Source organism: Acidaminococcales bacterium (assembly GCA_031290885.1).
GTDB lineage: Bacteria > Bacillota > Negativicutes > Acidaminococcales > JAISLQ01 > JAISLQ01.
In genome coordinates this window covers 1-12,091 of the sequence record JAISLQ010000008.1, presented here as the reverse complement: position 1 = coordinate 12,091, position 12,091 = coordinate 1, and the positions used below count along the sequence as shown (strand labels likewise).

The window sequence follows — 12,091 nt, the reverse complement described above, 5'->3', positions numbered from 1 at the left end:
GGATTTTCAGTCCTCTGCTCTACCGACTGAGCTACCGCGGCAAAAGCGATTTAATTAACAGCAATGTTATTATATGCCAATTTATAATATTTGTAAATGTTTTTTCGCGTCCGTTTTCCGCCCCCCCCCCCCCCCTGCCCGCCCCTGTGGGCGTTGACTTTTACAAAATAATCTAATAAACTTAAAAGAAGCGAAATAAAGCGGCGCGATATTTCGCCTTGCGGAGAGGTATGGACATGGAAATCAGGTTGCCGATAAAAAATAAGGTTTGCCTATGGCTGTCTTTTTGTTCCGTGGCGATCGCATTTTTTTACTCCTTGTTTATTCTCGCGCATATAGATCACGACTGCGACGGCGAAGGCTGCGCGGTCTGCGCCCAACTGCGGCTGGCCGGCGATTTTTTGCGTCGGCTGGAACTTTGCGCGGACAAAGCGTCCTTCGTTTTCCTCTTTGTGGGTTTGCTCACCGCTTACGCCCAACTGAACGCCGCTTTTTTGTTCGCGGCCGATCCCGTCAGCTTGAAAGTAAGGCTCAATAATTGACCGGCTTATGCAAAAAGTTACCATGTTTCCGATTTTTCGGCCGACATGGCGGCTTTTTGCATTTGTATGCCCAAAAAGCTGAAACGGGAGGTTATTTTTATGCAAAAATTTATTGTATCGCTGTTTATGTCATTAACGCTGGTTTTGCCCGGACTTGGCCAGGCCGCGCCGCCTAACCGGGAGACCGGGAAAATCAAAGTCGTTTCCACGATTTTTGCCCCTTACGATTTTGCGCGCGCGGTTGCCGGAGATCGGGCAGAGTTGACCATGTTGCTGCCGCCCGGCGCGGAAAGCCATTCTTTTGAACCTACGCCGCGGGACATTGTCAACATACAAAAATGCGACGTTTTTATTTATATTGGCGGCGAATCGGAAACATGGGTGGAACAAATCCTTAAATCTACCGACACAGGCAAAAGGAAAACGCTCGCCTTGATGGACAAAGTAACTGTGGTCAAGGAGGAAATAGTGGAAGGGATGCAGGAGGAAAGCGAAGAAGAAGAAACGGAAGAACCTGAATATGACGAGCATATCTGGACATCGCCGAAAAACGCGAAGCTGCTCACTCAGGCCATTGCCGATACTTTGTCCGCGGCCGACCCGGACAATGCCGCTTTTTATCAGGAAAACGCCAAGGACTACATAGTCAAACTGAACAAACTCGACAAGGATTTTCAGGCGGTAGTGGACGGCGCCGTGCGCAAGACCATCGTCTTTGGCGATCGTTTCCCTTTCCGTTATTTCGCCGACGACTACAAACTGTCTTATTTCGCCGCTTTCCCCGGCTGTTCCACGGAAACCGAGCCGAGCGCGGCGACGCTTGTCTTTTTGATCAACAAAGTCAAACAGGGGAAAATACCGGTGGTTTTCCACATAGAATTGTCCAACGAAAAAATAGCGGACATGCTCTGCGAAGCGACCGGCGCGAAAAAACGCTTGCTGCACGCGTGCCATAACATCAGCAGGGACGATTTCCGAAAAGGCGAGACATACCTTTCAATTATGGCGCGCAACGTAGAAGCGCTAAGGGAGGCCCTTTGGTAAGATGGCGCTCATAACTTGCCGGGACGCCGCTTTTTCCTATGAAGGGGTCAGTGCCGCCAGCGGGATTGATTTTACAGTAAATTGCGGCGATTATCTTTGTATTGTTGGAGAAAACGGCTCCGGCAAGAGTACGCTCATCAAAGGCCTGCTGCGGCTCAAACAGCCGCAGCAGGGGGAAATAATCTTGGGCGAAGGGCTGAAGGCGGACGATATTGGCTATTTGCCGCAACAGTCCGCCGTGCAGCAAGATTTTCCCGCGAGCGTGTACGAGGTGGTCATTTCCGGCCGCCTCGGAACGCGCGGGCTATGGCCTTTTTATACCAGGCAGGACAAAGCGGCGGCTTTGGAAAACATGCGCCGGTTTAACATCGAAGACCTGCGCGGCCGCTGTTATCGGGAACTGTCCGGCGGCCAGCGCCAGCGCGTTCTTTTGGCGCGGGCGCTCTGTTCGGCGCGCCGGCTGCTTTTGCTGGACGAACCGGCGGCCGGGCTGGATCCTTTGGTAACGCAGGATTTATATCATTTGGTCGACGGCATTAACAAAAATGACGGAATCGCCATCGTCATGGTGTCCCATGACGTCAAGAGCGCGGCCAAATACGCCAGCCATATTTTGCATCTAAGGACCCGGCAGGCTTTTTTCGGTCTTACGGGCGACTACGTCAAATCAAGCGTTGGACGCGCTTTCTTGGGAGATGAAACTGATGCTTGAAATCTGGCGGGAAATGTTTTCTTATGCCTTTATCGTGCGCGCGATAATTGTTGGCTTGTTTGTTTCTTTGTGCGCGGCGCTTTTGGGCGTCAGCCTTGTTTTAAAACGCTATTCAATGATCGGCGACGGCCTTTCGCATGTGGGGTTTGGCACGCTGGCCGTTGCCACGGCGCTGAACATGGCGCCTATTAAAGTATCCATTCCCGTCGTAGTGCTGGCGGCTTTTTTGCTTCTTAGAATCAGCGAAAGCAGCAAGATCAAAGGCGACGCCGCCATTGCCCTCATTTCTACCGGCGCTCTGGCAGTGGGCGTCGTTGTCATTTCCCTGACCACCGGCATGAATACCGATGTCTGCAACTACATGTTCGGCAGCATACTGGCCATGAACAAGGACGACGTATATTTAAGCGTGGCGCTTTCCGCTGCGGTACTGTTCTCTTTTGTCTTTTTATATAACAAAATATTCGCCGTTACTTTTGACGAAAGTTACGCACGGGCGATCGGGGTAAGGACCGGCATGTACAATATGCTGATAGCTTTCCTGACCGCCATAACCATCGTCCTGGGCATGAGGATGATGGGCGCGCTGCTGATTTCCAGCCTGATCATTTTTCCCGCGCTTACCGCCATGCGGGTATGCAGGAAATTTAAAACCGTTACCATTTGCGCGGCGGCCATTTCGGTTGTCTCTTTTCTGGCCGGCGTTACCGCCTCATATGTTTATAGCACGCCCACGGGCGCCAGCGTTGTTCTCGTCAATATCGCCTTTTTCCTGGCCTTCTGGGAGGCAAGCATTTTGAAAGGCAGTTGTTCGGCATGAAAAAGGCGCTATGCCTTTTGGCTTTTTGCCTCGCGCTTTGCGCCGGCTGCCAAAAAAGCGGCGATGCCGATGCCAACGCGACAATTGAAATAAAGGACCATATGTTTATAGGGCAAATTAATGACATTTATGTGAACCTGAAAGATTATGCCGGCAAAAAAATAAAACTCCAGGGGATTTTCGGCCAAGCGGCGGACAAAGACACGGGCAGGCCGCTTTACAGCGTATACCGCCAGACGCCCGGCTGCTGCGGCAACGACGGCATCGCCGGTTTGGAGGTCGTCTGGGACAAAGAAGGCAAATATCCCGCCAAAGACGCCTGGGTGGAAGCTACCGGGATTTTGGAAGTGCTCACGTTAAAAGAAGAAGGCGGCCTCATCCGCTATCCTCGTTTGCGCTTGGTTTCCCTGCGCTTACCGGAAAAAGAGGGCGCGCGTTTTGTAACAAAATGATTGCAAAGGAGGGGCTTTCGGCATGAAAAAAAGCATTCTATTGATTTGTATCGCGCTGTTGGCGGCCGGCGGCAGCGTTTTCGCCGCGCCGGCGGACAGTCCGGAACTGAAAACCGCGTCAACCAGCGGCGTCATAACAGCCGTGTCCGGAGAGCGCGTAACCATCGCCGGCAAAGGGTTTGTGGATGAAATTGTGCTTCTGGCGGTGGCGGCAGGCTACGTTCTGGACGGCGCCACCGGCCGGGCGTTGGACATATCCGCTTTGTCGCCCGGAATTGAGGTTACGGCCTATTACGCGCCCAATATTACCCGCAGCCTGCCGCCCCAGGCAAAAGCCATCGCCGTCGTTACCGGCGCCGGCCCGGAAACGGCCCGTTACTTTAAGGCCGGGCAGGTGGAAAGGTTGCCGGGCGGCATACGCGTACTCAATGACAATCGCGATCAATATATCGCCATAACCGGCGAAGTATTTTCCCAAGCGCAAGAGATAACGGCAGGTGGGGAGTTCCTGGCGTGGTATCCGGTCAGTACCTTGAGCATGCCGGGGCAGGCAACGGCTTTGCGCGTATTGCCGCTTAACCGCGCCCGGCCGGACATCGTGGTAGACCTGCGCGATGGTTCAGTTATGGCCGGCGGCCGCAAAGTGCGGCCTGAACCCTTAAAGGGCGAGGGCGACGCCCTGTTTTTGCCCTTGCGCGCGATTTGCGAAAATTTCGGCTACAAAGTTGAATGGGAAAAAGAAAGCCGAACGGCCTTTTTGCTGAAAGATAATGTATTTATGTCCGTGACGGCGGACGACAATTATTGCGGTTCGCCGCTGTCGCCGATTGCGCTTAAATCGCCGCCGCTCCTTAGAAACGGCGTTTTGTACGCGCCTGTGGAATTTTTTGCCCGCGCGCTCGGCTATACAGTAAAAATCGACAAATAACAATGCCGCCCCCCTCAGAGGCGTGGGGTGCGGCTAAAAACAGGCGGCTGGACGCGCCCTAATTTGTGGGCGCGTCCATTTTAATTTGCGCGGGACCGTTATTTATCGGATAAAAACCGAAAAGACACTTCCAGCAATTTGTCCAATTCGATGGGTTTGGCGATATGGGCGTTCATGCCGTGCCGGAGAGCCTTGTCTATGTCCTCTTTGAAAGCGTTGGCGGTCAGCGCGACAATCGGCACTTTGCGCGCGTCCGGGCGGTTGAGGGCGCGGATGGCGGCGGAAGCTTCGTACCCGTCCATGTTGGGCATCTGCACATCCATGAAGATAATGTCATAGGTATTTTCCGGCGATTCCTCGAAGGCTTTTACCGCCGCGACACCATCGTCAGCTTCGTCGATCTGCATGCCGGTAGTTTCCAAAAGCGACATGGCAATAATGCGGTTGATAGCCACGTCGTCAACCAGCAGCGCCCTTTTGCCGGCAAATTTGCCGGTGGCGTCGGCGGCGATTTCATCGTCAGGCAGATCGGATTCCGCATCCGGCATCCAGATGCTGAAACTGAATTCGCTGCCTTCGCCCAACCGGCTTGTTACCGAAATGTCCCCGCCCAGAAGCTGCACTATGCGCCTGCTGATTGCCAGGCCGAGGCCCGTGCCGCCAAAGTGCTTGGTTATTTTGCTGTCCGCCTGCTCAAAAGGATTGAAGATTGACGGAAGTGCGTTCTCCGCTATGCCGATTCCCGTGTCGCGCACAAAGAAAGCAAACAAGGTTTTTCCGTCCCTTTGTTCTTTGCGCTCAACGCGAAATTCCACACGGCCGCCTTTGGGCGTAAATTTAACGGCGTTGCCGAGCAGATTGATCAAAACCTGCCGCAGCCGCAGGGAGTCGGTGAGGAAAGACGCATGCTCAAACGTCTCGAAAAAGGTGCCGAGCGTTATATCTTTTTCGTCGCAGCGCGGTTTGATAATGTTGATGACAGTGTTCGCCAGTTTGGGCAGATTTACCGTTTCCATGGCCAGTTCAATTTTGCCGGCGTCAATCTTTGAAAGATCAAGTATGTCGTTTAACAATCCCAGCAAATGTTGCGAAGATATTTCTATTTGTTGCAAATTATTCTGTATTTCCGCCAGTTCCGGGCTGTCGGCATGATCTTTGCCGAAATTTGCAAGTTTGCGTTTTGCGATATTGGTCATGCCGATGATCGCGTTCATAGGCGTGCGTATTTCATGGCTCATGCGCGCCAGGAACTCGCCTTTGTGTTCGTTGGCACGGTTGGCGTCGTTTACGGCTTGCTCAAGTTCCATCTGGGTGTGGCGCAGCTTGTTTTCTATCACCACGCGCGCGGTAACGTTACGGGCGACGCCCAAGAGTCCGGACAGCCCGCCGCTCTCATTGTAGACGGGCGTGCGTACGACGTCGAGTATCTCTTCATGCCCGTCGGCGAATGTCATCTGTTCTTCCGTATAAAGCGGCGCCGCATTCGCGATGGCTTCCCGGTCATTTTTATGAAATTCGCTTAAATCGCCACCGGGCTGCATTATATCACTTAAAGCCTTTCCAATGATTTCATCCGCCGTCCTGCCGACAATGGAAGAAAAACGCGGGTTAACGGCCAAATATTTTCCTTCGGCGTCCTTGTACCAAATCAGGTCGGGCGAAGAGGAAAAAATAGTGTCAAGCAAAATCCGCTGCTCATTTATCTTCATCTGTTCGCGGACTATTTCCGAAACATCCGTCGTCGCGATTATGTAGCCGGTTTTCTGGCCGTTTTTGTCTAACAGGTAACTGGCGGATCCCTTTAGGTAGATATCGTTTCCCTCCATGTAATATGCATCGGCTTCGCGCCACTCACGCAGTGCCGTTATTGGGCAAAAGCGCGAACCGATGGGATAAATGGCGCTTTCGCTGTAGGGGAAGCCGACTACTTCGTCCAAATTTTTGCCGCAGAACATCAGGTTGTAATCATTCATGTATATTACTTTAAAATCAAGATCGATGATGCAAAGCGGACCGGTTACGCTGTCGACTATGCTGTTGGCCATGTCGTCGAAGGAATCCGCCAAAACACCCATTTCGTCCTTGACCTCGGAGTGGAAGCGGAACTGGCGCTCCCCCGCCCGGAAACGCGCTATGCCGTCAATGAACCGCTTTATGCTGTTTGTGAATATAGAGGCCATCCAGATAGCGATCAAGACCACCATTACGATTATCACGCCGGTAGACAAGGCAAGCTGCGTGGATGTTTTTATCAGGTTACTGGCTATCGCCGTCTGTGTTTCGCCGGAAATGCGGACAAGCTCGTTGTTGGCTTCCCCGATAAGCTTGCCCAGTTCTTTTTCTGTTTCTTTGGCCGGATGCTGAAAATCATCCAGCCCGGCGCCTATGGCCACAAAGCCAAACCCCCGCCTGGACGCGCCGTACTGTCCAGTATAATAGGGTATGGCGGCAGCGGTGGTCAATTTGGTAAGGCCGCTCCAAAGTATGACAAACGAGCCGGAACCGCCGTCGGCGGTCAGATCGAACCAGCCCGTGCATTGCGGGGCGAAATTAAGATAGCGACCGTCCAGGCCGACAAGCCCTTTGGCGGTAAGCTCGCGCGCCGGTTTCTTCTTTACCGATTGCGCTTCAAAGGTTGGGTAGTCTTTGATAAACGCGTCATAACTTTTGCCGCTGGCCTGCCAGGAATCATAAATCCCCTGTTCAAGCCAAGGAATTTGCACATCGCCGGTCTCCGGGTCAAACCCTACGATCGAATGATGCCGCGGATGGCAGATGCTGCGGCATTTATAATCCCAGATAAAAGCGTAATTTCCCTCATAGGCGTTGGGCAGTTCTGTATAACGCTTCTCCGCCGGCGTAAGATGGTCGGTAAACTCCATAATATGGTCATGGTTCAAGGCAAGCGTTACATAGCCAACTATCCGTCCGTTTTCGACGACAGGGGTCGCCCAGCGGACAATGCCCTCAAAACGCTTGCCATTGGGGTTTTCCATCCCGGCGTAGGCTTCTTGCTCCGGCTCGAATTTCAAGCCGATTTTTTCCGCGTTCGCCGGCGTGTACATGCCAATAAGTCGCGAGGGAACATAAGAGCCGATAACGTCGGAAACGTATATCTCGCCCGGTTTGAGCTTTTTCAGCTCCGCGAAATAAGTTTCCGCCTTGGCGTAAGTATTCCTGCGGTCAGCTACGTTTTTAAGCTGCCTGCTCATGCGCGGGGAAGTTACGGCCTTGATCAATTCGTTGCCGTTAAGGTCGATGAAAGTTATCTCGTTGTAGAGCGGGACCTGTTCATACTCAAATCGGTCGGGCGGACGATGGCGGAAACGCAAATCATTTTCCTTGTTGGAAGAAACGGCGGCTTGCCCTTCGGCCGGCACGCTTTCAGGAATCCACGACCCGCCGTCAGGCGCGAGTTTCCAATCGCCCCTTTTAATCAGCCTGCCCAAGATGTTTTCCACAAAGCGCCGATAACTTTCCGCCGACGGAGCTATACGGGACGCGAATATAATGTCGTCGTCGCGTTCATAGAGAAAATTCGCCACTTGCCGCGCCGTTTCCGTCGTCATCCGCTCTATGTCGCTGGTGGCGCGGTTGTTTAAAGCGTCCACTGAGTTGTCGACCGCAGTTTTGCCAACGCGGGAAAGAGCCGCGTTCATCTCCTGCGCAAGCAGGTTTGTCCGCTGCCGAAGTTCGTCGCCCAAAACGGATGCTTGCCGCCACGAGACAAACACAATCAAGATCAAGGGTATGACCTTAATAATAAGAAAAATAACAATAAGCTTGGCGCGCATTCCCAGCCCAAGCTTCGTAAAAAAATGTTCCGTCAACTTACGCAAGAATTCTGTTGACTTGTGCAAGAATTCCCTAATCGCTTTCAATTCACAAAAATACCCCTGTTATTTATAAAGAAAAACATTCGGCAGAAAAAATAACGCGGCGTTAAACAGCATTTTTTATGAGGGCAAATTCCATGCAAAAGCAGGCAAATACATAAATACGCAAATTATCGCTACTGTTATAATATATGGAAACTGCGCTATAGTCAAGGCTATAACTTGCGGCAAATTACAATAGACCATTGCGGGCGGCGCTGCCGCGCAATTTATGCTGTCTTAAAATTTGCGCGAAAATTTGCCGTCCGGCGCCAAACGCCAATGGATCCGTAGGCTTCAGGGCAAAGCAAGGCGGCAAATCGGCCGCAAATACAGCATGGGTTTAATCTGGGAACAGTATAAATTCACAATTTGCGCCCGCCAAGCCAATTTCACAGAATACTGTGGACATTGCCAAAACTTACTGTTACGATGCGGATTACTATATGGTGGCCATGCCTTGTTTGAAAACATCTACATGACCAAAATAGCGATAGCCGCAAGAAGCACGGCGGCATCAGGCTTTCTATCCGTTACCATTCTGCATCTGTCAATTCATATTGTTTCACTATATTAAAAAACTCGTTTTTAAACAAACCCTAAATTAAGTTGCATGGTATAAAACAGTTTTTGGAATCTATCGGCATGACTTCCTCGCACATGCACAGAATGCCGCCCGCGCCCTGTTTTGCGGAAGCCTTGTTTAAAACCTCAAACTTTCTGATCCAGCGGCTGTCCGGATTTGCCGATTTTTTTATTTCCAACGGGTGAATCAAATTGTCCCGCTCCACGAAAATATCTATTTCTTTTGCGTTGGCGTCCCGATAATACGTCAGGTTGGCTTTGCTCTGCGAATATGCGTAATTTTTCAGCAGCTCGATGACCGCGAAGTTTTCAAAAAAATGCCCGGCGGCGGCTCCGTTCATTAACGTATCCCGCGTCAGCCACATGGAAAGGTGTGCCGGAAGCCCTGTATCGCAAAAATACAGCTTCGGGGATTTGGCAAGGCGTTTCAACGCATTGTTGGCGTATGGCATCAGAAGATAAACAATCCCCATTCCCACCGACAGTCTGAGCCATTCCTTCGCGGTCGGCTGTGAAATCTCCGCCGCGTCGGCAAGTGTTTTATAATTGACTTGCTCTGCGACAAGCGCGGCGCAGGCGGCCAAGAACTTCCCAAAGCGCAGTGCGTTGGTAATGCCGCCAAGTTCCGCGACATCGCGCATGAGATAAGTGTTTACATAAGCGTTGTAATATTCCTGCCGCTGCTCGGGATCCGCACCGACAACCTGCGGCATACCGCCTTGCCATATGTGTTCGAACACGTCGGCGATATCATTTTTTGAAGCCTGCAACTGCCGCGCCTGCAGGCATGGCAAGGTGAAATCCAAATCGTTGTCGAAGAATATGCCGTCTTTTTCGTTTTTTGAAAGGCTGTACAGTGTCAAAATACCGATTCTGCCGGCCAAGGTTTCACGGACATTTTTCATCATGTCAAACTGCTGTGAACCGGTCAGCCAGAACAAGCCCGGTTCATCGCTTGCATCGCACAGAATCTTGATTTGACCGAACAATTCCGGCGCGTACTGTACCTCATCGATGATTACGGGCGGTTTATACGTCTGGAAAAACAGAGCCGGATCCGTCTTTGCGAGATTGCGCGCCTGCACATTGTCCAACGTCACGTAAGTCCTGCTTTGGCCTTGCGCCAAATGCCGCAGCATGGTGGTTTTGCCCACCTGCCGCGCGCCCGTTACCAAAACGGCCTTGAAAAACGCATGCATGCGAATAAATTTCCGCTCTAAGCTTCTTCTGATATAGTTCATCCCGCGCCTCTACAATTTAAGATAATATAAACTTGACTTTATTATATCTTAAACCCGCACGTTGTCAAGGCGCTTATACGGCGTCAATTCACGGATTGCGCCTTTTTCGGAGCTTGCATACGTTGCGTACATGGCGGAAAGCATTTTGCCAGTGTTCTGTTTTCCGTGCCGGTAACGGTCGGTTCGACAACTGCCTGTATTCTTTCGGATTTTGACACTTCGCCGGTGGCTAGTATTTTTTGCGGCTGCCGGGCGCATCATGTTTACTTTTATTTCAACCGGCAGAACCCTGCAGTTTTCCGGCATTGTCGTCAACGCGGCGTAGCTGCGGGACACATCAGCAAAAGCTGCGATGACTCCGCCGTGTGGGAAGCCCTGCTGTTGAAGCGGCGTGTCTTTTCTTTTTTCGACATGTTTGAGTTTTGCCCGATAAGAGAAGGTTTGCTGCTTCATCTTTTGCGCCCGCTTCCCTTTTGGTTTATCAACCGTGCCGTTTTGCGGGAAGGTCGGCAATTAATCAGCAGCTACTTAGCTTTTGGCGACAACTTTAATTTCGTTTCCGCGCACTTTGCTTGGATCCATTTCATCCGCAAGGTTTTCTTCCGTACATCCTAAATCTATGTCGCCATCGACGGCAACGGTGAATTCTGTTCCGGCGTTAAATGTTGTATTCGAACCTTTCATAAATATGCCCCCAATCAAGGTTACGGCGGCGGCAACGGCAACGGCGCCGCCATCGCCTTTGCCGAGGGTTTGATAGTTGTCCGGTATTAAAGGAATTTTTTCGTTATTTGCCGCAAAGACAAATTGCGGGGTAAGAACCAGTTTGCCTCTTTTGCCAAAACCTCCGGCTTTATGCGCTTCTGTGACAAGCAATTGGCCAAGCGCCCCCTTTGGGATAACGACTACTCCGTTCACGATTAGGTTCTCGATTACTCTTATGTCAACGATATGCCCTTTTTTATGGGTTTTCGATGATATGTTATTAACAAGTTCTACTTCAACAGGCGTTTTATCAGGTATGTATATATTGCCTGGTTTAACAGTTCTGACCGTACTCGCTTTTCGCATTACAGTCGGCGGCGTTTCTTCTTCATCTTCTCCACCGTCGGCAAAGGTTAATGGGATATTGGCAAAAACCATGAGGAAACATAGGATGACAGTAAATATTTTACGGGGAACTATCTCTTTCATTTTTTAATCGCTCCTTTTTTAAATTTTCGCGCAGAAGTCAGCTTCGCTGTGGCAACAAGCTCAAAGCAAACTATCGCGCTCGTCCTCAAACGCTTTCGCGACTTCGGAGAGTTTACTCTGCAATTTTTCGTTTCCAACAGTTTGGAGATTTACAAGGTCTTTCAGTTGCAACCACGCAGATAATGCCCCTCGCAATGGCTAGGCGTCAACGATGCCGCTCGAAAGGAATTTACCTTGTATGCTGTACGCGGTCTGCTTATCATCGTCAACGGCAATAGCGTCGATTTGTTTATCGTTCAACATTTTTAAATATCACTCTTGTTTATCAGTTCTGCTACCGATTGACCGATTATGTACGCCAACTTTACGGGGACGGCATTCCCTATTTGACGCATACTCTCCGTCCACGAGCCGTGAAAGAGGTAATCATCGGGAAATGTTTGTATTCTCGCGCTCTCGCGCACCGTGTAATAGCGCAGAGAACCATCATCAAGCACAAGCATGTTCTCGCCGCCGGGCACTCCGTGCGCTCCCGCCTTAATGGTTTTAGACGGCTCGTCTAAAACACTGCCCGAATGGTGTAGCTTTCCAAAAAATTTGCGAAAAATTTCCACTTTTTTTGCGAAAAACGCGAACGAATAAAAATGCAAAAAAACTTTCGCTGCCCAACCGAGCGACGAAAGTTTTCTTTCATTATT

11 protein-coding genes are annotated in these 12,091 nt (G+C 50.9%); 6 read left to right on the top strand and 5 right to left on the bottom strand.

Annotated features, from left to right (window positions below; translation table 11 throughout):
• The first annotated feature begins 236 nt into the window (after positions 1-236).
• From LBO03_01465 to LBO03_01440, 6 genes are all read left to right on the top strand, one after another.
• Positions 237-542 carry a hypothetical protein gene (locus LBO03_01465; protein MDR3348270.1) on the top strand — a complete coding sequence of 102 codons (306 nt, stop codon included), beginning with the start codon at positions 237-239 and terminating at the stop codon, positions 540-542.
• Positions 543-641: 99 nt separating this feature from the next.
• On the top strand, positions 642-1,586 hold the full coding sequence (locus tag LBO03_01460) for a metal ABC transporter substrate-binding protein (protein MDR3348269.1): 945 nt from the start codon (positions 642-644) through the stop codon (positions 1,584-1,586).
• A 1-nt stretch (position 1,587) separates the two neighbouring features.
• Positions 1,588-2,298 (top strand): metal ABC transporter ATP-binding protein, encoded by a 711-nt coding sequence (locus LBO03_01455; GenBank protein ID MDR3348268.1) that lies wholly within the window; start codon positions 1,588-1,590, stop codon positions 2,296-2,298.
• Positions 2,291-3,118, top strand: a complete 828-nt coding sequence (locus LBO03_01450) for a metal ABC transporter permease (GenBank protein ID MDR3348267.1) — start codon at positions 2,291-2,293, stop codon at positions 3,116-3,118. The genes LBO03_01455 and LBO03_01450 overlap by 8 nt, the downstream gene beginning before the upstream one ends.
• Positions 3,115-3,570 (top strand): hypothetical protein, encoded by a 456-nt coding sequence (locus tag LBO03_01445; GenBank protein ID MDR3348266.1) that lies wholly within the window; start codon positions 3,115-3,117, stop codon positions 3,568-3,570. The genes LBO03_01450 and LBO03_01445 overlap by 4 nt, the downstream gene beginning before the upstream one ends.
• 22 nt (positions 3,571-3,592) lie before the next feature.
• A complete protein-coding gene (locus tag LBO03_01440; protein MDR3348265.1) occupies positions 3,593-4,498 on the top strand; it encodes a copper amine oxidase N-terminal domain-containing protein in 906 nt (301 codons plus the stop codon).
• 98 nt (positions 4,499-4,596) lie between these two features.
• Here the strand turns inward: LBO03_01440 and LBO03_01435 are convergent, their stop codons facing one another.
• From LBO03_01435 to LBO03_01415, 5 genes are all read right to left on the bottom strand, one after another.
• Complete coding sequence (locus LBO03_01435; protein ID MDR3348264.1) at positions 4,597-8,202, bottom strand: response regulator; 3,606 nt, start codon at positions 8,200-8,202, stop codon at positions 4,597-4,599.
• Positions 8,203-8,972: 770 nt separating this feature from the next.
• Positions 8,973-10,199, bottom strand: a complete 1,227-nt coding sequence (locus LBO03_01430; protein ID MDR3348263.1) for an ATP-binding protein — start codon at positions 10,197-10,199, stop codon at positions 8,973-8,975.
• A gap of 48 nt (positions 10,200-10,247) precedes the next feature.
• The gene (locus LBO03_01425) at positions 10,248-10,652 is read right to left on the bottom strand and encodes a PaaI family thioesterase (protein MDR3348262.1); all 405 of its coding nucleotides are present in this window, start codon (positions 10,650-10,652) and stop codon (positions 10,248-10,250) included.
• A 75-nt stretch (positions 10,653-10,727) separates the two neighbouring features.
• Positions 10,728-11,393 carry a hypothetical protein gene (locus tag LBO03_01420; GenBank protein ID MDR3348261.1) on the bottom strand — a complete coding sequence of 222 codons (666 nt, stop codon included), beginning with the start codon at positions 11,391-11,393 and terminating at the stop codon, positions 10,728-10,730.
• A 305-nt stretch (positions 11,394-11,698) separates the two neighbouring features.
• Positions 11,699-12,091, bottom strand: a 393-nt coding sequence (locus LBO03_01415) for a DNA cytosine methyltransferase (GenBank protein MDR3348260.1), incomplete at its 5' end; no start/stop codon positions are given.